At 66.0% G+C, this 24,780-nt stretch carries 19 protein-coding genes; 12 read left to right on the forward strand and 7 right to left on the reverse strand.

What is annotated here, in order from left to right; all coding sequences use genetic code 11:
• Window positions 1–10: 10 nt before the first annotated feature.
• The 3 genes from VUG52_RS05440 to VUG52_RS05450 all read right to left on the reverse strand — a co-directional run bounded on the left by VUG52_RS05440 (window position 11) and on the right by VUG52_RS05450 (window position 3,221).
• Window positions 11–838 carry a M23 family metallopeptidase gene (locus VUG52_RS05440; protein WP_050704153.1) on the reverse strand — a complete coding sequence of 276 codons (828 nt, stop codon included), beginning with the start codon at window positions 836–838 and terminating at the stop codon, window positions 11–13.
• 3 nt (window positions 839–841) lie between these two features.
• A complete protein-coding gene (xseA, locus tag VUG52_RS05445; protein ID WP_262952770.1) occupies window positions 842–2,221 on the reverse strand; it encodes an exodeoxyribonuclease VII large subunit in 1,380 nt (459 codons plus the stop codon).
• A gap of 121 nt (window positions 2,222–2,342) precedes the next feature.
• Window positions 2,343–3,221: a LysR family transcriptional regulator gene (locus tag VUG52_RS05450; protein ID WP_262952769.1), complete on the reverse strand. Its 879-nt coding sequence runs from the start codon at window positions 3,219–3,221 to the stop codon at window positions 2,343–2,345.
• A gap of 97 nt (window positions 3,222–3,318) precedes the next feature.
• Here VUG52_RS05450 and VUG52_RS05455 point away from each other — a divergent pair, with 97 nt between their 5' ends.
• The 4 genes from VUG52_RS05455 (at window position 3,319) to guaA (ending at window position 7,893) form a co-directional block, all read left to right on the forward strand.
• Window positions 3,319–4,074 carry a sulfite exporter TauE/SafE family protein gene (locus VUG52_RS05455; RefSeq protein ID WP_262952767.1) on the forward strand — a complete coding sequence of 252 codons (756 nt, stop codon included), beginning with the start codon at window positions 3,319–3,321 and terminating at the stop codon, window positions 4,072–4,074.
• 50 nt (window positions 4,075–4,124) lie between these two features.
• A complete protein-coding gene (locus VUG52_RS05460) occupies window positions 4,125–4,682 on the forward strand; it encodes a sugar ABC transporter ATPase (protein WP_110738328.1) in 558 nt (185 codons plus the stop codon).
• Between the two features lie 86 nt (window positions 4,683–4,768).
• Window positions 4,769–6,238, forward strand: coding sequence for an IMP dehydrogenase (gene guaB / locus VUG52_RS05465; RefSeq protein ID WP_050704157.1), 1,470 nt, complete (start codon window positions 4,769–4,771; stop codon window positions 6,236–6,238).
• 77 nt (window positions 6,239–6,315) lie between these two features.
• Entirely contained in the window at window positions 6,316–7,893 is a 1,578-nt protein-coding gene (guaA, locus tag VUG52_RS05470; protein ID WP_050704158.1) for a glutamine-hydrolyzing GMP synthase, read from the forward strand.
• 66 nt (window positions 7,894–7,959) lie between these two features.
• Here the strand turns inward: guaA and VUG52_RS05475 are convergent, their stop codons facing one another.
• Window positions 7,960–8,904, reverse strand: a complete 945-nt coding sequence (locus VUG52_RS05475) for a helix-turn-helix transcriptional regulator (protein ID WP_050704159.1) — start codon at window positions 8,902–8,904, stop codon at window positions 7,960–7,962.
• Between the two features lie 177 nt (window positions 8,905–9,081).
• Here VUG52_RS05475 and VUG52_RS05480 point away from each other — a divergent pair, with 177 nt between their 5' ends.
• The 6 genes from VUG52_RS05480 (at window position 9,082) to tadA (ending at window position 14,303) form a co-directional block, all read left to right on the forward strand.
• Window positions 9,082–9,528 (forward strand): hypothetical protein, encoded by a 447-nt coding sequence (locus VUG52_RS05480; protein WP_262952763.1) that lies wholly within the window; start codon window positions 9,082–9,084, stop codon window positions 9,526–9,528.
• 2 nt (window positions 9,529–9,530) lie between these two features.
• The gene (locus VUG52_RS05485) at window positions 9,531–10,190 is read left to right on the forward strand and encodes a hypothetical protein (protein ID WP_082337649.1); all 660 of its coding nucleotides are present in this window, start codon (window positions 9,531–9,533) and stop codon (window positions 10,188–10,190) included.
• Entirely contained in the window at window positions 10,150–10,848 is a 699-nt protein-coding gene (locus VUG52_RS05490; protein ID WP_050704216.1) for a hypothetical protein, read from the forward strand. The genes VUG52_RS05485 and VUG52_RS05490 overlap by 41 nt, the downstream gene beginning before the upstream one ends.
• A 31-nt stretch (window positions 10,849–10,879) precedes the next feature.
• Window positions 10,880–12,352 (forward strand): M48 family metallopeptidase, encoded by a 1,473-nt coding sequence (locus tag VUG52_RS05495; RefSeq protein ID WP_050704161.1) that lies wholly within the window; start codon window positions 10,880–10,882, stop codon window positions 12,350–12,352.
• Window positions 12,353–12,441: 89 nt separating this feature from the next.
• Window positions 12,442–13,824, forward strand: a complete 1,383-nt coding sequence (locus VUG52_RS05500) for a multicopper oxidase family protein (protein WP_050704162.1) — start codon at window positions 12,442–12,444, stop codon at window positions 13,822–13,824.
• Window positions 13,824–14,303, forward strand: a complete 480-nt coding sequence (gene tadA, locus VUG52_RS05505; protein WP_050704163.1) for a tRNA adenosine(34) deaminase TadA — start codon at window positions 13,824–13,826, stop codon at window positions 14,301–14,303. The genes VUG52_RS05500 and tadA overlap by 1 nt, the downstream gene beginning before the upstream one ends.
• A gap of 144 nt (window positions 14,304–14,447) precedes the next feature.
• On the opposite strand, the gene mltF is transcribed toward tadA, so the two are convergent.
• Window positions 14,448–15,905, reverse strand: coding sequence for a membrane-bound lytic murein transglycosylase MltF (gene mltF / locus VUG52_RS05510; protein WP_262952761.1), 1,458 nt, complete (start codon window positions 15,903–15,905; stop codon window positions 14,448–14,450).
• 358 nt (window positions 15,906–16,263) lie between these two features.
• Here mltF and purL point away from each other — a divergent pair, with 358 nt between their 5' ends.
• Both purL and VUG52_RS05520 read left to right on the forward strand, forming a co-directional pair.
• Window positions 16,264–20,163: a phosphoribosylformylglycinamidine synthase gene (gene purL, locus VUG52_RS05515; RefSeq protein WP_262974378.1), complete on the forward strand. Its 3,900-nt coding sequence runs from the start codon at window positions 16,264–16,266 to the stop codon at window positions 20,161–20,163.
• Window positions 20,164–20,165: 2 nt separating this feature from the next.
• Window positions 20,166–20,477, forward strand: coding sequence for an NGG1p interacting factor NIF3 (locus tag VUG52_RS05520; protein WP_050704166.1), 312 nt, complete (start codon window positions 20,166–20,168; stop codon window positions 20,475–20,477).
• 87 nt (window positions 20,478–20,564) lie between these two features.
• Here the strand turns inward: VUG52_RS05520 and nagE are convergent, their stop codons facing one another.
• Window positions 20,565–22,223, reverse strand: coding sequence for an N-acetylglucosamine-specific PTS transporter subunit IIBC (gene nagE, locus VUG52_RS05525; RefSeq protein ID WP_331832530.1), 1,659 nt, complete (start codon window positions 22,221–22,223; stop codon window positions 20,565–20,567).
• Between the two features lie 12 nt (window positions 22,224–22,235).
• Window positions 22,236–24,779 carry a phosphoenolpyruvate--protein phosphotransferase gene (gene ptsP, locus VUG52_RS05530; protein WP_262974377.1) on the reverse strand — a complete coding sequence of 848 codons (2,544 nt, stop codon included), beginning with the start codon at window positions 24,777–24,779 and terminating at the stop codon, window positions 22,236–22,238.
• Window position 24,780 lies beyond the last annotated feature (1 nt).

Consider the following 24,780-nt stretch of genomic DNA (forward strand, 5'->3'; position numbering starts at 1 on the left):
GGCACAGGACTCAGGGCTGGAACGCGCCGATGAAAATCGCCGGATCCACCCGCGCATCGTTGAGGCTGACGTTCCAGTGCATATGTGGCCCGGTGGCCCGGCCGGTCGAGCCCACGCGGCCGACCACCTCGCCCCGGCGCAGCACCTGCCCCGGCTTCACATCGATCTTCGACATGTGGCAGAACATGCTGATGAAGCCCTGGCCATGGTCGACGAACACCGTGCGGCCATTGAAGAAGTAGTCGCCCACCAGGATCACCTTGCCATTGGCCGGGGTCTTGATCGGCGTGCCGGCCGGCACGGCGAAGTCAAGGCCCGCATGAGGGTTTCGCTCCTCACCGTTGAAGAAGCGGCGCACGCCGAACTTGCTCGACAGCGGGCCGTTGACCGGCTTGTCGAGGATCAGGTTGCTCGGCAGGGTCGGGCTGAAACTGCGGTAGGCCTTGACCTGCTCGGCCAGCTCGCGGTCGATGCGCTTGAGGTCCTCGGGCTCGGGGTTGACCTGGCGCTTGTTCTTCAGGGTGATGTGCTGTTCGGGGTATTTCTTGCTGCCCACGCTGAAGCGAATGTCGCGTCCCCCTTGGGTGAGCACGGCGCTGCCGGGCTTCTGGGTGAGCGGTATGCCGACGATGGCCAGCCAGTTGTCCTGCTCCTTCACCACCAGCACCGGCTTGCCGTCGAAGCGGGCGCTCGGCGCGCTGGCGGCCGGCCCCAGGTTGACCACGGCCACGCCGCCGGGCACCGGCTTGTCGAGGGCGCGGGTGATGTAGCTGGCCTGGGCCGCGGTGAGCGGCAGCAGCAGGGCGAGGGCGAGCAGGGGCGCGAACAGGCGGGGCATGTGTCAGTCCAGTAGCGAGAGGGTGACCGGAGTCTGGTGGTTGTCCTCGACCCGCACCTTGAGCTCGCCTTCGTTGAGACGGGCGGTCAGGCGCTGGCCGTTGTGGGTCTGCGCGGCGCTGCGGATGGCCTGGCCGCGCTCGTCGAGGAGGATGCTGTAGCCGCGGGCGAGGGTCGCCAATGGGCTGACCACCTGCAGCGTCTGCAACTGCGCCTGGAAGCGTTGGCGGCGGTCCTTGAGCACGTCGCGCATGGCCCGTGGCAGGCGTTCGGCCAGGCTGTCCAGGCGCTGCTTGAGCAGTTTCAGGTTGCGTCCCGGGTGCTGTGCGGCCAGGCGCATGTCGAGGCGGCCGAGGCGTTCGTGGCGTTGGCTCATGTTCAGCGCGAAGGCACGGCGCAGGCGCATGTCCAGGTCGTCCAGGCGCTGGGCCTGCTGGCGCAGGCGCTCGCCCGGGTGGCGCAGGCGCCGGGCCAGGCCCTCGACGCGCAGGCGGTCATGGGCCAGGCGGCTCTGCATGCGCAGCAACAGGCGTCGCTGCAGGCTGTCCAGGCGCTGCTGCAGCCCGCTGTTGTCGGGGGCGAGCAGTTCGGCGGCGGCTGATGGTGTGGGCGCACGCACGTCGGCGACGAAGTCGCTGATCGACACGTCGGTTTCATGTCCCACGGCGCTGACGATCGGCGTCACGCAGGCGGCCACGGCACGGGCCACGGCCTCTTCGTTGAAGCACCAGAGGTCTTCCAGCGAGCCGCCGCCACGGGCCAGGATCAGCGCGTCGAAGCCTTGCCGGTCGGCCATCTGCAGGGCATGGACGATCTGTGCGATGGCCTCGCGGCCTTGCACGGCGGTAGGGATCAGGTTCAGTTCGACCTGCGGCGCGCGGCGCCGGAACACGCTGATGATGTCGCGGATCACCGCGCCGGTGGGCGAGGTGACGATGCCGATGCGCCGCGGATGCGCCGGCAGCGGCTGCTTGCGTTCGGTGCTGAACAGCCCCTCGGCGCCGAGCTTTTCCTTCAGCGCCTCGAAGGCCAGGCGCAAGGCGCCGTCACCGGCCGGTTCGACGGTGTCGAGGATCAGCTGGTAGTCGCCGCGGCCCTCGAACAGCGAAACCTTGCCGCGCACCTTCACCGCCAGGCCGTCACGCAGGGCCTGGCGCACGCGGGCGGCGTTCTGCCGGAACAGCGCGCAGCGGATCTGCGCGCCGCTGTCCTTGAGGGTGAAGTACATGTGGCCGGAGGCCGGGCGGGCGAGGTTGGAAATCTCGCCTTCCACCCAGACGCTGCGGAACACGTCCTCGAGCAGCACGCGGGCGCGGCCGTTGAGCTGGCTGACGGTGAGGACCTCGCGGTCCAGGCCGAGTCGTTCGAAAGGGTCTCTGATCATGCCGGGCATCATAAAGGACCGAAGGCCTGGTTGTCTGTGCCGGCCTCATCGCGGGGCAAGCCCGCTCCCACGCTCATCCGACCTAGGGCGTGGGAGCGGGCTTGCCCCGCGATAGAGGCTTTCAGCCTTGCATGATCGCCACGAACTGACGCACCAACTCCCCGGCATCCCGGCGACAAGCCAGCGCCACGGTGCTTTGGCACGCCTCGGCTAGCGACACGAAACGTACCGCCGGCGGGGCGATCTCGCGCATGCTCTGGGGCAGCAACGCCACCCCGAACCCAGCCTGGATCAGCTGCAGTTGGGTGGTCTTGCGCGATACCACCTGCGCCGCCTGGGGAAAGAATCCCTCGTTCATGCACAGCGATGCCGACAGGTAGCTCAACCCGCCGCGCTGACGATGGGGTATGGAAATGAAGCGTTCCTCGCGCAGTTGCCCCAGCCGAACACTGCCCGCCGTGGCCAGTGGGTGGCTTGCCGCTACCGCCAGCAGCAGGGGCTCGTCGAACAGCGCATGCAGTTCCACGCCCTCGTGCTGGCGCAGCACCGGCAGGCGCAGCAGGCCGATCTCCAAACGGCCCTCGGCGATGTCCTCCAGTTGCGCCTCCGACGATTGCTGGGCGATCTCCAGGGAGACGCCGGGGTTGTCCTCCAGGTAACCGCCGAGGCGCTGCAGCAGTTGGCCTGTCAACGGCACGGTACTGGAGTGGTTCAGCCGCAGGCTGCCGCGCAGGCCCTGGCCGACCTCGCGGGCCAGGCGTTCGGCTTTGTCCAGATCGGCCAGCAGGCGCCGGGCGCGGTCGAGGAAGGCGACTCCGGCGGCGGTCAGTCGTGGCTGGCGGGCGGTGCGCTCGAACAGCGCGGACCCCAGGTGCAGCTCCAGCTCCTTGATCTGTCGGCTGAGGGCTGACTGGGCGATGTACAGCCGCTCGGCGGCGGCACTGAAACTGCCGGCCTCGGCGATTTCGACGAAGTAGCGCAGTTGGCGGATTGAACTCATGTCATGCCTTTTCAAGATGGCTCATGGCGTAAAGGCATATTAGTCGGCATGGCTCTTCGCTGGCTAACCTTCCAGGGTCTCCCAAGGAATTGTCGCGATGTTCGCTCAACTGTCGTTTTCCACGCTCGACTGGCTACCCATCCTGCTGGGGGTGGGGGTGGCCTATATCGTCTTCGGCATCGCCGGCTTCGGCACTGCGCTGGTCGCCGGCCCCGTGCTTATCCATTTCATGCCGCTGTCGCGGATCGTTCCGTTGCTGGTGCTGCTGGACTTCGTCGCCGCCTTCGGCAACCTGCTGCCGTCGCGGCGCGACGTGGTGCGCGGCGAACTGCTCAGGCTGCTGCCGTTCATGGCCGTGGGCTGCACGCTGGGCGTGGTGTTCCTGCTGCGCCTGAAGTCGGATGTGCTGCTGTTGCTGATGGGGCTGTTCGTCACCGCCTATGCGGTCTATGGCCTGGCGGTGAAGGTGCGACCGGCGAGCCTGTCGGGCGCCTGGGCGGTGCCCATGGGCACGGTGGGTGGCTTGTTCGGCGCCCTGTTCGGCAGTGGTGGTTTTTTATACGCGATCTACCTCAGCGCACGGTTGGAAGCCAAGGAGCAGGTGCGAGCGACCCAGGTCGCGCTGATCAGTTGCAGCACGGTGGTGCGCCTGTCGCTGTTCCTGATCGCCGGGGTGTATGCCGACGCCAGCCTGTTGCTCTTGGCCGCCTGCTTGCTGCCGGTGATGTTCGTTGGTACCTGGCTGGGCCGACGGCTGACCCTGAGGTTGTCCCGCGAGGCCTTCGTGCGATTGATCACCTGGCTGGTGCTGGCCAGCGGCCTGGCGTTGATCGGTCGCTACCTGAGCGCCTGAGCAGGCGGTAGAATTGCGCCACTACCGCAGTTCGCAGGCCTGCCTCAAGCATGAACACCCAGAGCATCATCGTCCCCAAGCTGTCCACCGTGCCGGTTCACGAAGCCCGTGCCCGCGCCATCCTGCGCTGGCTGGTGCGCGAAAAGATCGTCGAGGAACAATTGAGCACCTGTGGCCGCACCGGCAACCGCATGGGCCATGCCCTGGCCGAAGGGGCACGCAAGGTGGCCCTGCACCCCGAGAAGCTGCCGTTCGGCGCACAGGTCAATGGCCTGGAGGTGATGCTCAAGCGCTGCATCTACACCCCCACCGACGGTTTTCTCGAGGAGGCCGGCTGCCCGGAATGCCGGCGCGAGGTAGGCGAGCCGCTGTTCGAGAGCCTGGAGGAGTGGATGCCGGGGGTGAGCGACAACTTCACCTGCCCGCTGTGCGGCTTCGAGGACGACATCAACGGTTTCCTTTACCTGCAGCCGTGTGCCTTTTCCAACCTGGGGTTCATCTTCAATAACTGGGGCGAGGCCGGGTTCACCCAGGCCTTCCTCGACAGCTTCGCCGACTGGCTGGACCAGCCGGTGGCGGTGGTGCAGGTAAAACTGCCGCAAGGCTGACCGAAGGCCCTTATTTTGCATTGAGCGGCGCGCCATGGATGGGTATAATGGCGCGCTTCCATTTTTCCCTCCCGGGAGCCCCCGCGATGCTGCGTATCAGCCAAGAAGCCCTGACCTTCGACGATATCCTCCTTGTACCTGGCTACTCCGAGGTACTGCCCAATGAAGTCAGTCTCAAGACCCGTTTGACTCGTGGCATCGAGCTGAACATTCCCCTGGTCTCCGCCGCCATGGATACCGTGACCGAAGCGCGCCTGGCCATCGCCATGGCCCAGGAAGGCGGCATCGGCATCATCCACAAGAACATGACCATCGAGCAGCAGGCCGGCGAAGTACGCAAGGTCAAGAAGTTCGAGGCTGGCGTGGTCAAGGACCCGATCACCATCGACGCCGACGCCACCGTGCGCGACCTGTTCGACCTGACCCGCCTGAACAACATCTCCGGCGTTCCGGTGCTGGCGAACGGCGACCTGGTCGGCATCGTCACCTCCCGTGACGTGCGCTTCGAAACCCGCCTGGACGCCAAGGTCCGCGACGTGATGACCCCCAAAGAGCGTCTGGTCACCGTCCGCGAAGGCGCCGACAAGAACGAAGTCCGCGAGCTGCTGCACAAGCACCGCCTGGAAAAAGTCCTGATCGTCGACGACAAGTTCGCCCTCAAGGGCATGATGACCGTCAAGGACATCGAAAAAGCCAAGGCCTACCCGCTGGCCAGCAAGGACGACCAGGGTCGCCTGCGCGTCGGCGCCGCGGTCGGCACCGGCAAGGACACCGGCGAGCGCGTTGCCGCCCTGGTAGCCGCCGGCGTTGACGTGGTGGTGGTGGACACCGCCCACGGTCACTCCAAGGGCGTGATCGACCGCGTTCGCTGGGTCAAGGAAACCTACCCGCAAGTGCAGGTGATCGGCGGCAACATCGCCACCGGCGCCGCCGCCAAGGCCCTGGCTGAAGCTGGCGCCGACGCGGTCAAGGTCGGTATCGGCCCGGGCTCGATCTGCACCACCCGTATCGTCGCCGGTGTCGGCGTGCCGCAGATCAGCGCCATCGCCAACGTCGCTGCCGCACTGGAAGGCACTGGCGTGCCGCTGATCGCCGACGGCGGCATCCGTTTCTCGGGTGACCTGTCCAAGGCCATCGTAGCCGGCGCTTCCTGCGTGATGATGGGCTCGATGTTCGCTGGTACCGAAGAAGCCCCGGGTGAAGTCGAACTGTTCCAGGGCCGTTCCTACAAGGCTTACCGTGGCATGGGCTCGCTGGGTGCCATGGCACAGGCGCAAGGCTCCTCCGACCGTTACTTCCAGGACTCCTCGGCCGGTGCCGAGAAGTTGGTACCGGAAGGCATCGAAGGCCGCGTGCCGTACAAGGGCGCCCTGGCCGCGATCATCCACCAGCTGATGGGCGGCCTGCGTTCGTCCATGGGCTACACCGGCAGCGCGACCATCGAAGAGATGCGCACCAAGCCGGAGTTCGTGCGCATCACCGGTGCCGGCATGGCCGAGTCCCACGTGCATGACGTGCAGATCACCAAAGAAGCCCCTAACTACCGCGTAGGCTAAGGCTTCCAGCAATTACCGAACGGGGCTGTCATACACAGCCCCGCGTCGTTTCCGATTTCCACTGACGAGATTGAGTCATGGCCCTCGACATTCACGCTCACCGTATCCTGATCCTCGATTTCGGTTCCCAGTACACCCAGCTGATCGCCCGCCGCGTGCGCGAGATCGGCGTGTACTGCGAACTGCACCCGTTCGACATGGACGATGAAGCGATCCGCGAATTCAACCCGCGCGGCATCATCCTGGCCGGTGGCCCCGAGTCGGTCCACGAAGCCAACAGCCCACGCGCCCCGCAGGCCGTGTTCGACCTGAAGGTGCCGGTGCTGGGCATTTGCTACGGCATGCAGACCATGGCCGAGCAGATGGGCGGCAAGGTCGAAGGTTCCGACCTGCGCGAGTTCGGTTACGCCCGTGTCGACGTGGTCGGCAAGAGCCGCCTGCTCGACGGCATCGAAGACCATGTCGATGACGACGGCGTACTGGGTCTGGACGTGTGGATGAGCCACGGCGACAAGGTCACCCAGATGCCGGGCAACTTCAGCGTGCTGGCCAGCACCCCGAGCTGCCCGATCGCCGGCATGTACGACGACGCCCTGGGCTACTACGGCGTGCAGTTCCACCCGGAAGTGACCCACACCAAGCAAGGTGGTCGCATCCTGTCGCGCTTCGTCCAGGACATCTGTGGCTGTGAAGCCCTGTGGACCGCCTCGAACATCGTTGAAGACGCCATCGCCCAGGTACGCGCACAGGTCGGTTCGGCCAACGTCCTGCTGGGCCTGTCCGGCGGCGTCGACTCCTCCGTGGTTGCCGCGCTGCTGCACCGCGCCATCGGCGACCAGCTGACCTGCGTGTTCGTCGACAACGGCCTGCTGCGCCTGCACGAAGGCGACCAGGTGATGGCCATGTTCAAGGAGAACATGGGCGTCAAGGTCATCCGCGCCGATGCCGAGAAGCAGTTCCTCGATAACCTGGAAGGCGAAGCGGACCCTGAGAAGAAGCGCAAGATCATCGGTCGCACCTTCATCGACGTGTTTGACGCCGAAGCCAGCAAACTGGACAACATCCAGTTCCTCGCCCAGGGCACCATCTACCCCGACGTGATCGAGTCGGCCGGCGCCAAGAGCGGCAAGGCTCACGTGATCAAGTCGCACCACAACGTCGGTGGCCTGCCGGAGGAGATGAACCTCAAGCTGGTCGAGCCGCTGCGCGAGCTGTTCAAGGACGAAGTGCGCAAGATCGGCCTGGAACTGGGCCTGCCGTACGACATGGTCTACCGCCACCCGTTCCCGGGCCCGGGCCTGGGCGTGCGCATCCTCGGTGAAGTGAAGAAGGAATACGCCGACATCCTGCGTCGCGCCGACCACATCTTCATCGAAGAACTGCGCAAGGCCGACTGGTACCACAAGACCAGCCAGGCGTTCGTGGTGTTCCAGCCGGTCAAGTCGGTCGGCGTCGTCGGCGACGGCCGTCGCTACGCCTGGGTCGTGGCCCTGCGTGCCGTCGAGACCGTGGACTTCATGACCGCGCGCTGGGCGCACCTGCCGTACGAGCTGCTGGAAACCGTCAGCGGCCGTATCATCAACGAAATCGACGGTATCTCCCGCGTCACCTATGACGTGTCGAGCAAGCCGCCAGCGACCATCGAGTGGGAATGATCCCGACTCGCGGTTGAATGAAACGGGCCTGCATTGCAGGCCCGTTTTTTTTGGGGGGGCTGAACCCTACTCAGCCCCGGGAGAATGCCCAAAATACGCCTTGTAGGCATGGCAGAAATTGGCCGGGTTGGCGTAGCCGACATGATAGGCAACCTGCGATACCTGCCAGCGACGCTCCAGCAGCAGGGCGCGGGCCAGCTCCATTCTCTGTTGCCGAACATACTGCAAGAGCGACCGACCGTATTCGTGGCTGAAAGCGCGGCGCAAGGTGGTCTCGCTCACCCCCAGCTGGCGAGCGAGTGCGGCAGCGGTGGGCGGTGCGTTCAGGTTTTCATCGAGCTGGCGGCGCGTTTCAATGGCCAGGTCGCGGCGCCCCCGGTCTTGACTCTTCTCGGCGGATCTGTGCCCGATCAGGTGGCTGGCCAGTTCCAGCAAGATGGCCAAGCTCAGGCTCTCGCAATGCAGGCGCCTGAGTCCGCCGGTATAGGGTGACAGATACAGCTGCCGGAACAGGCGGCTCACCGCTGGACACTGCGGTAGCTGGTCGAAGCGCATGCCGTCGGCGACAAGTGCCAACAGGGGCTTGAGCTGCGCGTCCTCCCGGGCCAGCTCTTGCAGGTAATCGCCGGCAATACGTACTCCGGCCATGCGGGCATGACTGTTGGCGGGCAGTTGGTCCTGCGCCTCCAGGCTTTCACCCAGGCTCAGCATGTGCAACTGGCCAGGGGCATAACTGTTGAGCCTTCCGTCCACCGTGTGCTGCCACGCCCCGTCGAACACCTGCACGATGCACAGGCTTTGCGGCAGCACCTTGTCGATCCTCAGCGGCTCTGGAAACTGCAGGTTGCAATCGAAGTATTGCAACCCGCTGTGTACCGTCTGCGCCCGATAGTGGCCGGTCGCGCTACCCATCACTCGCGCGCTGCTCGCATCCAGTACACCAGCATCAGCGAGTGACCCGGGGCTATCGAATGAAAAGTCGGTGTCGAGGTAGGGGCTGATCGATCGCATGTGCGCTTGGCATCCTTGGCTGAGGGCGGCATGGCCGCGAATGGTAACGCGTGCACATTTTCAGCGACAGCCGTTGTGCGCAGGGGGCTGTCTGTTGTGCAAGCCGGTCAGCGGGGTTGGCTAGTCGGGCCAGGCTTATTTCAATGGGCGTTTGTTTCGATTCAGGATGGAAAAGACATGCTCGCTTATCGCAAATGGACAGCCCTGGTGGTGGCTGCGCTCGCCCTGTGGCTGGGCCAGGTTAACGCTGAACAACGGCCGGAAGTGGCCGACCAGGTAGTTGCCTACATGGGGGCGCAAGGGACCAAGGTGTGGACGCTGCGTATCGGTGAACGTGCCGCCAACGAAGCGCTGGTACAAATCGAAGGCATCGATCACGACTGGAACATGCGCATCCAGAAAATGCAGGTGGAGAAGACCAGCAAGGACACCCGCTACTCCACCACCGTGGACGGCAAGAAGTACGTGGTGCTGATCATCCAGGGCAACTGGGGCGGCGAGTTGAACCTGCCGGGTGAGGCGCAGACACAGCAGGTCGGCTATTCGGAAGGGCTGTCGCGTGAGGGCAATGCCCAGGCGTTCCTTACCGATTATCTGGCAGCACAGAACACGGAGGCGCAATGATCATGAGCGAGTTCAACGACCCGCTGTCCGAACTCTCTGGCTCGCTGGGCCAGGACTACGAGCAAAGCCGTGCCGCCCAGCGCGACCGAGTTATCGCTGAGCTCAAGCAGGTAATCGAGCGCGTGCCCGAGCAGAGCGAGTTCACCAACTCCCGGCGTTACCGGATCTGGGGGCCAGTATTGTTGCTGGGTGCACTGATTATCACGGCCGTGACCTTCAACCCGGAACGCTTGGGGGCGGTTGCAGCAGGTGTCTTCATCACCTTGATCGCAGCAGCGGTGACCTGGCAACACCGTAATGCCGGTACCCAGGTCTTCATGCGCTTGACCCGCCGGCAGTTGTTCGTCGATACGCTGGATGCACCGGTAGACCTGGCGGAAGTGGAGGACGTTTCGGTCAAGGATGAAGGGCTGGTCATGGTACAGACGCTGGAAATGAGCAGCGAAGCCGTCCTGCCAAAGCATCATGTGGTGAAACTGCAGTTCTTCGGTAACCAGGCCATGGTGTTGAAGAAACCGCGGCCGCAGATCCGCATCATGTCCGCAGGCCTGGCCAGCAACGGACGCAAGCTGGGGAACGAGGAAGTGCTCGCGCTGCTGGCAGCCTACCGCGATGCGGCACATGCGCAACGGCAACTGGATCTGTTGCAGAACGATGGATAACGGCGAACGCGAAGCCCACCTCGCGTACCTGCAGGCTCAGGCTGATGGCCCCACCGACAACTTCGTACTGCTGGAGCATTCGCTCGGCAAGGCGCTGGCATGTGCCGTGATTGGCCTGTTGTTCGGCGCGCTGGGCATATGGCTGACCGCTCTGGCGGTGCGGTTCAGTCCCGGTGCCAGCAGCGGTGTCATCTGGCTGATGTCTGGTTTCGGCCTCGGCCTGGCCGGCGTCGGGGTGGCGGGACTGGCCTGTGCCGTCGTGCTATACCGCCGGCACGGCAAGCGGGTGCTCAGCGTGACACCAGATACCCTGTGCTTCGCCAACGCGCAGGCGCCGACCCCACTGGACGCCTTCGACGGCTTCGAGGTCGAGCAGGGTTACTTCACTACCCGGCTGATCTTTACCGTGTCGGCGTTCAGCCATGCACCAGTGCTGGCACCGGCCTGTTTCAGGGCGCTGGCCTCACCTGACGCGGTGGTCGTCGCGGGCGGCTTGCGCGTCAGGCTGTGGTTGTGCACGCCCGTCGTGGCCGGGCGCCGCCTTGGCCTGCAGGAACTGGTGGATCTGTTTTATGCCTATGTGCAAGCGGCCCAGGCCAGGCGTACGTTGGCGCAGCTGTTTCCGGGTGTGGCGCGTCTGGGTGAAGCGGCCAGATGAGCCTGAACGTGACCATTGGCGCTCTGGGGCAATGAAGCGCTTCGGTTGGGGCCTGATCCTGCTGCTGTTGCCTCTGGTGCTGTTTGGCTGGGGTAAAGTGCAGTACTGGCGGGCTGACACGGCGCAGGATCAGGCCCTGACCATACGGCAATGGCTGGCTGCCCCCAATGAGACGTTGCTACGCCAATTGCCGTGGGAAGCCCGCAAGGAGCTTGCCAGGCATGTCGATCCGCGGCAGGCCCTGCAGCGTCAACTGGACCTGCTCGATGCGGATCGTCACTGGGTAAGCGTACGCAAGGTGATGGCCAGTGTGAGCTGCTGGCTGGCAGTGGCCGCTCTGCTGGCAGGCCTCTGGGCCTGGCTCAAGCTGAAGTTGGCTGCCTGGCGGGCGCTGCGCTCTGCGGCCTACCTGTATGAACGCATGATGGCCAACTGGCAGGCCTTGGGCTGTTGCTTGAGTCTCTACATGGTCATGCTTGCTGGTTCGCTGTGCCTGTTGCTGCTCTATGAGGCCAGTTCCGGAGCAAGCCGCGCAGCGCAGGGCGGCATGACGGTGCTGGTCGTGGTGCTGCCGCTGGCCTCAGTCCTGGTTGTGTGTGTTCGCCAGGTCTGGCGAATGCGTCGGCACTGGCCGCTGATGCAGTCTCCGACCGCCAGTTTTCTCGCCCGCCCGCTAGGCAGGCAGGCGACGCCAGCGGTGTGGCAGTGGATCGAGACCTTGGCAACACAACTGCACGCGCCTGTCCCGGACCATATCGTGGTCGGCCTTGACCAGGGTTTTTTCGTCACCAGCGTTCCGATCCTGCTGCAGCCCGGTGGGCAGGTCCTCAGGGGGCGCACGTTGTATCTGCCTTTACCTTGCCTGGCCGCCTTGAGCCAGGCCGAGGCGGCCTCGGTCATCGGTCACGAACTGGGCCACTTCAGGCGCCGTGATACGGAGCGGGGCAGCGAAACCAGTGCGCGTTTCAGCCTGATGTGCGCGCATTATTCGGCCATGGTCGGCGACGAGGATGCTCCGCGCTGGGTGGTTCGGCCCACCTTGTGGCTGGCCGGGCAGTTCTTGCACCATTTTCAGCTTGCGGTTCATCACTGGGGGCGTGCACAGGAATTGCTGGCTGATCGGGCAGGTGCCGAGGTCGCTGGCCCGAAGCTGTTCGTACAGGCGCTGTTACGGGTGATTGCCCTGGGGCGGGTGATCGACGGCTTGTTGGTCGCACACGGTGGCAGCAACCTTTTGCGGGCGCTGGCGGCGCACCTGCAAGGCACGCCGTTGCAACTGGGCGAGGAAGTGCTGGGGCTGGCCACTACCCATCCATTCGATACGCACCCCGACCTCGCCACGCGCCTGAACAACCTGGACATCCTGCTCGACCCACAATTGCTGCAGGCCGCCTTGCGCGTGCCGTCCGCTGATGACCAGCAGTGGTTCAATGACCTTTGTCTGGCTCCAGGCAGCACTTGTGATAGCAAGGCTGCGGGCAGCATCCAAAGAGACTTCACTTAATATTTCCCATTTGCAGGTGTATCGTATTCGCCCTTCATCGCCAGCCATGCTGGCAGCTTGATTGCGCAGAACACGAGGTACCCGCACCAATGTCCTTCACCCGTCGACAAATGCTCAAGGGCCTGACCGGCCTTGCAGTGGTAGGCCTGGGCGCCGGAGGCGCGGCGCGTTACTGGCTCGGCAAGGTCGAAGACGACAACGCCGGGCACGATTATGAACTGATCGCCGCGCCCCTGGACGTCGAGCTGGTGCCGGGCTTCAAGACCGAGGCCTGGGCCTTCGGCCCGTCGGCGCCGGGTACCGAGCTGCGGGTGCGCCAGGGCACCTGGCTGCGGGTGCGCTTCATCAACCATCTGCCCGTCGAGACCACCATCCACTGGCACGGCATCCGCCTGCCGTTGGAGATGGACGGTGTGCCCTATGTCTCGCAGTTGCCGGTCAAGCCGGGCGAATACTTCGACTACAAGTTCAAGGTGCCGGACGCCGGCAGCTACTGGTATCACCCGCATGTCAGCAGCTCCGAGGAGCTGGGCCGCGGTCTGGTCGGGCCGTTGATCGTCGAGGAGCGCGAGCCCACGGGCTTCCGGCATGAGCGCACTCTGAGCCTGAAGAACTGGCACGTGGACGAGCAGGGCGCCTGGCTGCCGTTCAGCATTCCCCGCGAGGCGGCCCGCAACGGCACCGCTGGGCGCCTGATTACCATCAACGGCCAGGCTGACTCGGTTACCGAGCTGCCGGCCGGGCAGGTGGTGCGGGTGCGGCTGCTGAACCTGGACAACACCTGGACCTACCGCTTGAACCTCAAGGGTAACTGCGAGGCGATGATCTACGCCCTCGATGGCAACCCGATCACTCCGCGGCCGCTGGACGACGAGTACTGGCTCGGGCCGGGCATGCGCATCTGCCTGGCGATCCGCATCCCCGAGGCGGGTGAAGAGATCTCCTTGCGTGATGGCTTCGTGCGCCTGGGCACCCTGCGTTCGGTGGCCAGCAGCGAGGCGCCCGGCGACTGGCCCAAGGCCCTGCCGCCGAACCCGGTGGCCGAGCCGGACCTGGAGAACGCCGAAAAGCTCAACTTCAATTTCGAATGGGTCGGCAAGGTCTCGGTGAACACCGAGAACGGCAAGCCGCCGAGCCTGTGGCAGATCAACGGCCAGGCCTGGGACATCACCGACAAGACCTGCGCCGATCGGCCGATCGCCACGCTGCAGAAGGGCAAGAGCTACATTCTCGAGCTGAAGAACATGACCCAGTACCAGCACCCGATCCACCTGCATGGCATGAGTTTCAAGGTGATCGCCTCCAATCGGCGCAAGATCGTCGAGCCGTGGTTCACCGACACCTACCTGCTGGGCAAGAACGAACGGGCGCAGGTGGCGCTGGTGGCGGACAACCCGGGTACCTGGATGTTCCACTGCCACGTCATCGACCACATGGAAACCGGCCTGATGGCCGCGATCGCGGTGGTCTGATGCGACCGCAGATCATCGATCGCAGCCGCGACCAGGAATTCATGCGCCTGGCCCTCGATTTGGCGGCCCAGGGCGCGGCCCTGGGCGAGGTGCCGGTGGGCGCGGTACTGGTGCAGCATGGCCAGGTGATCGGCCAGGGTTTCAACCGACCGATCATCGACAGCGACCCCAGCGCTCACGCCGAAATGGTGGCGATCCGCGCCGCGGCCAAGTCCGCCAGCAACTACCGGCTGCCGGGCAGCACGCTGTACGTGACCCTGGAGCCGTGCAGCATGTGCGCGGGGCTGATCGTCCATTCGCGGGTGGCGCGGGTGGTCTATGGGGCGCTGGAGCCCAAGGCGGGGATCGTGCAGAGCCAGGGGCAGTTCTTCAGCCAGGGGTTTCTCAACCATCGGGTGATGTTCGAGGGTGGGGTGCTGGCAGAGGAGTGCGGAACGATCTTGAGTGAGTTCTTCAAGGCGCGGCGGGCGAAAGCCTAGCTGACACGATCCTTGTAGGAGCGGTCTCGTGCCGCGAAAGGGCCGCAAAGCGGCCCCAGCGATCTTTGCTCAACTCTGAAATCCTGGGGCCGCTGCGCAGCCCTTTCGCGGCACAAGGCCGCTCCTACAAAGGACGGTGGTGTGTCACATCGGCGGCGACTGTTCCGCCGGCTTGTCCTTGTTCACCGCCGGCACATGCAGGTTGCCCTCGGCCACCTGGCCTTCGAGCTGCGGCTGTGTGACCCAGGTGAGGATGTCGTAGTAGCGGCGGATGTTGGCCACGAAGTGTACCGGCTCGCCGCCGCGGGCGTAGCCGTACTTGGTCTTGCTGTACCACTGCTTTTGCGACAGGCGCGGCAGCATCTTCTTCACATCCAGCCACTTGTTCGGGTTCAGGCCTTCGCGCCTGGCCAGGGTGCGGGCGTCTTCCAGGTGGCCGCTGCCGACGTTGTAGGCGGCCAGGGCGAACCAGGTGCGGTCCGGCTCCTTGATGCTGTCGTCGAGCTGGTCCTTGACCAGCATGAAGTACTTGGCGCCGCCCTGGATGCTCTGCCTGGGGTCCAGGCGGTTGGACACGCCCATGGCCTGGGCGGTGCGCTGGGTCAGCATCATCAGGCCGCGCACGCCGGTCTTGGAAGTGACCTCGGGCTGCCACATCGATTCCTGGTAGCCGATCGCGGCGAGCAGGCGCCAGTCGACCTGCTCGACCTTGGAGCTGGTCTTGAAGTGCTTTTCATACTTGGGCAGGCGCTGCTGCAGGTGCTGGGCGAAGGTGTAGGCGCCGACGTAGCCGAGTACGTCGACATGGCCGTAGTAACGGTCTTTCAGCCGCTGCAGGGTGCCGTTCTTCTGCGACTTGTCGAGAAACTCGTTGATCTCGTTGAGCAGGCTGTTGTCTTCGCCGGCGGCCACCGCCCAGCGCTGGTCGCGGGTGTCGCCCAGGTCGAAGGCCACGCGCACGTTGGGGAAGTACACCTGGTTCATGGCCAGCTCGTTGGAGTCGACCAGGGTCAGGTCGATCTGGCCCTCGTCGACCATGCGCAGCAGGTCGACCACCTCGACGGCGTCGGACTCCTCGTACTCCAGCCCCGGGTTCTGCTTTTTCAGCTCGGCGAGCTGGTCGGCGTGGCTGCTGCCCTTGAGCACCATGATCTTCTTGCCCACCAGGCCCTTGGCGCTGGTCGGCCGCGAGCGGCCATTGCGGTAGATGACCTGTGGGGTCACCTCGAGGTAAGGGTGGGAGAACTTCGCCTGGGCGGCGCGGCGTTCGCTGCTGACCAGGCCGGCGGCGGCCAGCACCGGGCCGGACGGCTTGCCCAGCTGGTCGAACAGCTCGTCGAGGTTGTCGGCGGTCTCGATCTCCAGCTTCACGCCCAGGTCGTCGGCGAAGCGCTTGACCAGTTCGTATTCGAAACCGGTTTCGCCGTTGCGGTCCTGGAAATAGGTGGCCGGGCTGTTGCGGGTAATCACGCGCAATACGCCATCCTCCTTGACGCGTTCGAGGGTGCTGGGTTTTTCAACGCAGGCACCGAGCATCAGGAAGAGTCCGGTTGCGAGGAGCCATCTGGCGCATCGCTGGCGCAAAGCAGTGTGGGCGAACATAGGGTGCAGTATACGCAAAGGACCGGCGGCGCCATATCTCGACAATGGTTGGCAGGTCTGCTAGCAGGTTCTGTGCAGCAGCGGCTCGATTCCTTTGTAGGAGCGGCCTTGTGCCGCGATGGGCTGCGCAGCGGCCCCCAAAGGTTTTCCCAGCGCGGCTGTGAATTCGGGGCTGCTGCGCAGCCCATCGCGGCACAAGGCCGCTCCTACAGGGAGCGCGCGAAGTCGGTGGTTTTTTTGACCCCTGGGTCCGGTTCCACCGCCCGGCAGCATTGGCTTCGAGCGGGTGCCGAAAGCCTGCGAATTAGGCTAGAATGCACGGCCTCTAAGCACACCCCTTCCTGAGGCTGTCCCGACGATGTTGATCCTGCGCGGCGCTCCTGCCCTTTCTGCCTTTCGCCACGGTAAATTACTCGAGCAACTGAGCCAGAAAGTCCCCGCTGTTACTGGTTTGTATGCCGAATTCGCCCACTTCGCCGACGTCGACGGCGAGCTGACCGCCGACCAGCAGCAGGTGCTGGGCCGTCTGCTCAAGTACGGCCCGAGCGTGCCGGTGCAGGAGCCAGCCGGCCGCCTGTTCCTGGTCGTGCCGCGCCTGGGCACCATCTCGCCCTGGGCATCCAAGGCCAGCGACATCGCCCACAACTGCGGCCTGCAGTCGATCCAGCGCCTGGAGCGCGGCATCGCCTACTACGTCGCCGGTAACATTTCCGACGCCGACGCCCAGGTGCTTGCCGCCGAGCTGCACGACCGCATGACCCAGCGCGTGCTGGCCAAGCTGGAAGACGCCGCCGACCTGTTCAGCCACGCCCAGCCCAAGCCGATGACCTCGGTGGACATCCTGGCCGGTGGCCGCGCCGCCCTGGCGCAAGCCAACATCGACCTGGGCCTGGCCCTGGCCGAGGACGAGATCGACTACCTGGTCAACGCCTTCCAGAACCTTGCGCGCAACCCGAACGACATCGAACTGATGATGTTCGCCCAGGCCAACTCCGAACACTGCCGCCACAAGATCTTCAACGCCAGCTGGGACATCGACGGCCAGGCGCAGGAGAAGAGCCTGTTCGGCATGATCAAGAACACCTACCAGATGCACAGCGAAGGCGTGCTGTCTGCGTACAAGGACAACGCCTCGGTGATCGTCGGCAGCGTCGCCGGCCGCTTCTTCCCGAACCCTGAGACCCGCCAGTACGGCGCGGTGCAGGAGCCGGTGCACATCCTGATGAAGGTCGAGACGCACAACCACCCGACCGCCATCGCCCCGTTCTCCGGCGCCTCCACCGGCTCCGGCGGCGAGATCCGCGACGAAGGCGCCACCGGCCGTGGCGCCAAGCCCAAGGCCGGCCTGACCGGCTTCACTGTGTCCAACCTGCGTATCCCGGGTTTCGAGCAGCCATGGGAGAAGCCTTACGGCAAGCCTGAGCGTATCGTCGACGCCCTCGACATCATGATCGAAGGCCCACTGGGCGGCGCCGCGTTCAACAACGAATTCGGCCGTCCGGCGCTGACCGGCTACTTCCGTACCTTCGAGCAGGGCATCAACACCCCGCACGGTGAAGAAGTCCGTGGCTACCACAAGCCGATCATGCTCGCCGGCGGCATGGGCAACATCCGTGAAGACCACGTGCAGAAGGGCGAGATTACCGTCGGCGCCAAGCTGATCGTGCTCGGCGGCCCGGCCATGTTGATCGGCCTGGGCGGCGGCGCCGCCTCGTCGGTCGCCACCGGCGCCAGCTCGGCTGACCTGGACTTCGCCTCGGTACAGCGCGAGAACCCGGAAATGGAACGCCGTTGCCAGGAGGTCATCGACCGCTGCTGGCAGCTGGGCGACAAGAACCCGATCGCCTTCATCCACGACGTTGGTGCCGGCGGCATCTCCAACGCCTTCCCGGAGCTGGTCAACGACGGTGGCCGCGGTGGCCGCTTCGAACTGCGCAATGTGCCCAACGACGAGCCGGGCATGGCCCCGCACGAGATCTGGTCCAACGAATCGCAGGAGCGCTACGTGCTGGCGGTCAGCGCCGAGGACTTCGAGCGCTTCCAGGCCATCTGCGAGCGTGAGCGTTGCCCGTTCGCGGTCGTGGGCGAGGCCACCGAAGAGAAGCACCTCACCGTCACCGACAGCCACTTCGACAACACCCCGGTGGACATGCCGCTGGACGTGCTGCTGGGCAAGCCGCCGCGCATGCACCGCTCGGTCACCCGCGAAGCGGAGCTGGGCGATGAGTTCGACCCGAGCACCCTGGAACTCAAGGACTCGGTCGAGCGCGTCCTGCGTCACCCGGCCGTGGCCAGCAAGAGCTTCCTGATCACCATCGGCGACCGTACCATCACCGGCCTCGTGGCCCGTGACCAGATGGTCGGCCCGTGGCAGGTACCGGTGGCCGACTGCGCCGTCACCGCCACCAGCTTCGACGTCTACACCGGTGAAGCCATGGCCATGGGCGAGCGCACGCCGATGGCCCTGCTCGACGCCCCGGCGTCCGGGCGCATGGCGATCGGCGAGACCCTGACCAACCTGGCGGCCTCGCGCATCGAGAAGCTGTCCGACATCAAACTGTCGGCCAACTGGATGTCCGCCGCCGGTCACCCGGGTGAAGACGCCCGCCTGTACGACACCGTCAAGGCCGTCGGCATGGAGCTGTGCCCGGAGCTGGGCATCACCATTCCGGTCGGTAAAGACTCGATGTCGATGAAGACCCAGTGGAGCGAAGCGGGCGAGCAGAAGAGCGTCACCTCGCCGATGTCGCTGATCATCACCGGCTTCGCCCCGGTCACCGACATCCGCAAGACCCTGACCCCGCAACTGCGCATGGACAAGGGCGAAACCGACCTGATCCTGATCGACCTGGGCCGTGGCAAGAACCGCATGGGCGCCTCGATCCTGGCGCAGACCCACGGCAAGCTGGCCGCACAGGCGCCGGACGTCGATGACGCCGAGGACCTCAAGGCGTTCTTCGCCGTGATCCAGGGCCTGAACGAAGACGGCCATCTGCTGGCCTACCACGACCGTTCCGACGGCGGCCTGCTGACCACCGTGCTGGAAATGGCCTTCGCCGGCCACTGTGGCCTGGAGCTGGAACTGGGCAACCTGACCAGCAAGCGCGAGAAAGTCGCGGCCATCCTCTTCAACGAAGAGCTGGGCGCGGTGATCCAGGTCCGTCAGGACGCCACGCCGGATGTACTGGCGCAGTTCAGCGCCGCTGGCCTGGGTGAGGATTGCGTCGCCGTGATCGGCCAGCCGATCAACAACGGTGAAGTGCTGATCAACTTCGAAGGCGAAGAGCTGTTCAACGGCGATCGCCGCCTGCTGCAGCGCCAGTGGGCCGAGACCAGCTACCAGGTCCAGCGCCTGCGCGACAACGCCGACTGCGCCGACCAGGAATTCGACGCCCTGCTCGAAGAAGACAACCCGGGCCTGTCGGTCAAGCTGGGTTACGACGTCAACGACGACATCGCCGCGCCGTACATCAAGAAAGGCGTGCGTCCGCAAGTGGCGATCCTGCGCGAGCAGGGCGTCAACGGCCAGGTCGAGATGGCTGCCGCCTTCGACCGCGCGGGCTTCGCTGCGGTCGACGTGCACATGAGCGACATCCTGTCTGGCCGTGTCGACTTCGAAGCCTTCAAAGGCCTGGTGGCCTGCGGCGGCTTCTCCTACGGCGACGTGCTGGGTGCCGGTGAGGGCTGGGCCAAGTCGGCGCTGTTCAACGCCCGTGCCCGCGATGCCTTCCAGGCCTTCTTCGAGCGTACCGACAGCTTCGCCCTGGGCGTGTGCAACGGTTGCCAGATGATGTCCAACCTGCACGAGCTGATCCCGGGCACCGAGTACTGGCCGCACTTCGTGCGCAACCGCTCGGAGCAGTTCGAAGCCCGCGTGGCCATGGTCGAGGTGCAGAAGTCCAACTCGATCTTCCTGCAGGGCATGGCCGGTTCGCGCATGCCGATCGCCATCGCCCACGGCGAAGGCCATGCCGAATTCGCCAGCGAAGAGGCACTGCTGGAAGCCGACCTGTCCGGTTGCGTGGCCCTGCGCTACGTCGACAACCACGGCAAGGTCACCGAAGCCTACCCGGCCAACCCGAACGGCTCGCCGCGTGGCATCACCGGCCTGACCAGCCGCGACGGCCGCGTGACCATCATGATGCCGCACCCGGAGCGGATGTTCCGCGCCGTGCAGAACTCCTGGCGCCCGGATGAGTGGCAGGAAGACGCGGCCCTGATGCGCATGTTCCGCAATGCGCGAGTGTGGGTGAACTAAGGGTGTACAAGCTCGCCTTCTTCGTCCCCGACAGCCATGTCGAGGTGGTCAAGGCCGCCGTGTTCGCCGCTGGTGGCGGACGCATCGGCGACTACGACCACTGCGCCTGGCAAACCCTCGGCCAGGGCCAGTTCCGCCCGTTGGACGGCAGCCAGCCGTACCTCGGGCAGACCGGCCAGGTCGAGGTGGTCGAGGAGTGGAAGGTGGAGCTGGTGGTGGCTGATGCGCTGATCGCCCAGGTGGTCGCCGCGCTCAAGCAGAGCCACCCGTATGAAACGCCGGCTTATGAGGTTTGGCCGCTGGCTGACTTCTAGAACGGCGTCGAATGACATCGCGGGGCAAGCCCGCTCCCACAAGGCCTGTTGATACCTTGTGGGAGCGGGCTTGCCCCGCGATGCTTTTCAGCCCTGCAAAGCGCTGCCCAACGCAGGCGCCTTGCTACCCACGACCAGATGCCATACCCCTTCCGCCTGCGGACTCACTCCCTGGCAGCCCAAGGCGGCCAGGCGCTCCTGCTCTACCTTGCCCTCATCCCTGACCCGCACCCGCACCCGGCTTGAGGCCACGCACTGCGCCTCCAGCACATTCCCGCGCCCGCCCAGGGCCTGCAGCCATTCATCCGCAACGACCGTCTCGGTGGCCACTGCGGCCTTCTCGACAACCGGCGGCGCCACCCGCGCATGGGGCAGCTCCCCGCGAATCTCGTCGGCCAGTGCATCGGCCATCGGCCCCACCACCACCTGCAGGCTGCCACCGGTACCGGGGCGTACCACGGCGAGGGCGCCAAGGGCCTTCAGGTCCTGGTCGCGGGCCAGGTTGCGGTCGGCCAGTACCAGGCGCAGGCGCGTGGTGCAGGCATCCACGCCCTGCAGGTTGGCCGCGCCGCCGAGGGCATCGATATAGCGTCGGGCCCGCGGCGCATCGCTGCCCTCGGCCTGGCTGGCCGCCTGTTCCTCGCGGCCGGGTGTCTTCAGGTCGAAACGGCGGATGCAGTAGTCGAACACGAAGTAGTAGACCAACCCATAGAGCACGCCCACCGGGAACACCAGCCAGCCGTTGCTCGAACGCCCCCAGCCCAGGGCCATGTCGATGCCGCCGCCGGAGAAGGTGAAGCCCAGGCGGATCCCCAGCAGGTCGCAGATGGCCATGGACAGCCCAGTCAGCAGCGCATGGATCAGGTACAGCAGCGGCGCCAGGAACATAAAGGCGAATTCGATCGGCTCGGTCACCCCGGTCAGCGCCGAGGTCAGCGCCATCGACAGCAGCACCCCGCCGATCAGCTTGCGCCGCTGCGGCAGGGCATGGCGGTACATGGCCAGGCAGGCGGCGGGCAGGCCGAAGATCATCACCGGGAACATGCCGGTCATGAACTGTCCGGCGTTCGGGTCGCCGGCGAAGAAGCGCGCCAGATCGCCGGTGACCACCTGGCCGCTGGCCGCCTGGAAGCTGCCAAAGACGAACCACACCAGGTTGTTGAGGATATGGTGCAGGCCGGTGATGATCAGCAGTCGGTTGAGCACGCCGAAGAAGAACGCGCCGATGCTGCCGCTCTCCAGCATCAGCTGGCCGAGTGCGTTGATGCCGTGCTGGATCGGTGGCCAGATCAGGCCGAACAGCAACCCGAGGAACACCGCCGATACCCCGGTGGCGATCGGCACGAAGCGCCGGCCACCGAAGAACGCCAGGTAGTCCGGCAGCTGGATGTCCTTGAAGCGGTTGTACAGGCCGCCGCCGAGCAGGCCGCAGATGATCCCGGCGAGCATGCCCATGTCGATCTTCGGATCGATCACCTTCAGCGTCGCCACCAGCACCAGGTAGCCGATGGCGCCGGCCAGGCCCGCGGTGCCGTTGTTGTCGCGGGCGAAGCCCACGGCGATGCCGATGGCGAAGATCAGCGCCAGGTTGGCGAAGATCGCTTGCCCGGCGTCATGCACCAGGGCGATGTCGAGCAGGTCTGTGTCGCCCAGGCGCAGCAACAGGCCGGCGATGGGCAGGATGGCGATGGGCAGCATCAAGGCGCGGCCGAGCCGCTGCAGGCCCTGGATGAAGTGCTGGTACATGGTGCGCTCCGATTATTGTTGTAGGGCCACGGGGGCCGCGGGTTGGGCGTGGGATTGCGCGGCGAAGTCGCGGCAGGCCTGGCGTACGGCCCCGGCGCTGGCCAGGCCCAGCAGGCCCTGGCTGAAACGGCGGCAGGCGCTGGCGTCGAGCTGGCGGACCAGGGCCTTGATCTCGCCGATCTGCGGCGGACTGACCGACAGCTCGGCTACACCCAGGCCGACCAGTACCGGCGTGGCCAGTGGGTCAGAGGCCAGCGCGCCGCACACGCCGACCCAGCGGCCGTGCTTCGTCGCGCCCTGGCAGGTCAGCTCGATCAGGCGTAGCAGTGCCGGGTGCAGGGCATCGATCCGTGAAGCCAGTCCGGCATGGTCACGGTCCATGGCCAGGGTGTACTGGGACAGGTCGTTGGTGCCGATGGAAAAGAAGTCCGCATGCTCGGCCAGGCGTTCGGCGAGCAGCGCCGCGGCCGGCACCTCGATCATCACGCCCAGTTCGGCGCGTGCCGTCACGCCCAGCTCGGCGGCCAGCCGGTCGAGGCGCTGGCGGATGGCGATCAGCTCGTCGACCTCGGTGACCATCGGCAGCATGATCCGGCAGCGCCGCTGCGGGCTGACCTGAAGCAGGGCGCGCAGTTGCTGGTCGAGCAGCTCCGGGCGGACCTGGCCCAGGCGGATGCCGCGCAGCCCCAGCACCGGGTTGGCCTCGGCAGGCAGGGGCAGGTAATCGAGCTGCTTGTCGCCGCCGACGTCGATGGTACGGATGATCACCGGGCGCTCGGCCATGGCGTCGAGCACTGCCTGGTAGGCGTTGCGCTGCTCGGCCTCGTCCGGTGCGGTGGGGCGGTCGATGAACAGGAATTCGCTGCGCAGCAGACCGATGCCGTCGGCGCCCTGGGCCAGGGCCTGGGCGGCCTCTTCGGCGCTGGCGACGTTGGCCGCGACCTCGATCAACTGGCCATCGCGGGTACGTGCGCCTTGCTGCGCGGCGGCCTGCTGGCGCTGGCGGATTTCGCGGCGTTGCTGCAGGTGGCAGTGGACCTCGGCCAGGCGTTGTGGGGCGGCCTGGGTTTCCAGACGACCCTGGTCGGCGTCCAGCACCAGCGGTGTGCCGGCGGGCAGGTCGAGCAGCGCTTCGCCCACGGCCACCAGGCATGGCAGGCCGCGGGCACGGGCGAGGATGGCGACGTGCGAGGTGGCGCCACCGGCAGCCATGCACAACCCGGCGACATCGTGGCGGGCGAGCAGCAACAGGTCGGAGGGCGTCAGTTCGTGGGCGACGACGATGGCCGCCGGCGGCAGGCGCAGTTGCCGGGTTTCGCCGAGCAGGGCGCGCAGCACCCGCTGCTGCAGGTCGTACAGGTCGTTGGCGCGTTCGGCCAGCAACGGATTGCCCAAGCTGCGCAGGACCTGACACTGGGTCTCGATGGCGCGGCTCCAGGCATGGCTGGCGGCGACGCCGCCGGCGATGTGCTGGCGGGCGTCGCCGAGCAGGGCCGGGTCGTCGAGCAGGGCCAGGTGGGCCTCGAGGATCGCCGCCGCGTCCTCCTGGCCGCGAGGCAGGTGCCGCCAGTCGCGGTCGATGGCATGGCGGACCTCGGCCAGGGCAGTGTTCAGCGCCTGGTGCTGCTCGGCGGGGTCGTTGTCGCCGCTGTCCGCCGGCAGGCTGATGCCGTCCAGGCGCGCCAGCGGCCCGAGGGCGAGGCCGGGGGCGGCGCAGACACCGTTGAGCACGCCGGGCTCTGCAGTGGGCTTGGGCGTGGCGGTGCTGGTGGGCGCATGCGTGGCATGGCGTTCAGCGACCGAGGCGGTCTGCACGGCGGCAATCAACGCCTGCAGCGCGGCCTGGCTGTCCGGCCCGGTGCAGATCAGTTCGACGTCGGCGCCTTCGCCAACGCCCAGGCCCATGACCGCCACCAGGCTGGTGAGGTCGGCCTCGCGCTCGGCGAAACGCAGCACGGCATGGCTCTGGAAGCCTTGCGCGGTCTGGCGCAGCAGGGCGGCAGGGCGGGCATGCAGGCCGCCGTGATGAGCGACCCGGGCATGGCCGTGTGCACGCTCATGGCTGACCGGTCGTGCCTGCGCTTCGCTGCCTGTGGCCTCGACCTCCAGCAACGCCGCACCCAGGCGTGAAGCGCCTGTGTCCAGTCGCGTCAGGCCAAAGCCCGGGCCATTGCTGACCAGCATCACGGTGACCAGGCTGACGCAGTGTTGCGCCACCAGGTCCATGTCGAAGCGCACCAGCGGTTGTCCCTGGGTCACCTGGTCGCCCAGCGCCACCAGCGGCGAGAAGCCGCGCCCCTGCAACTGCACGGTGTCGACACCGATATGCAAGAGGACTTCCGCGCCGTTGGCCACGCGCAGGGTCAGCGCATGGCCGGTGCGCGCCAGTTGCACCACTTCGCCCGCGCAGGGCGCATGCAGCACGTCGTTCAACGGGTCGATGGCGACGCCGTCGCCCAAGGTGCCGCTGCTGAACACCGGGTCCGGTACCTGGTCCAGCGGTACCTGCGGTCCGGCGAGCGGGGCATGGAGGATGATCTTGTTATTGTCGGGCATG

It is taken from the genome of Pseudomonas sp. LH21 (assembly GCF_036549575.1).
Taxonomy (GTDB): Bacteria; Pseudomonadota; Gammaproteobacteria; order Pseudomonadales; family Pseudomonadaceae; genus Aquipseudomonas; species Aquipseudomonas peradeniyensis.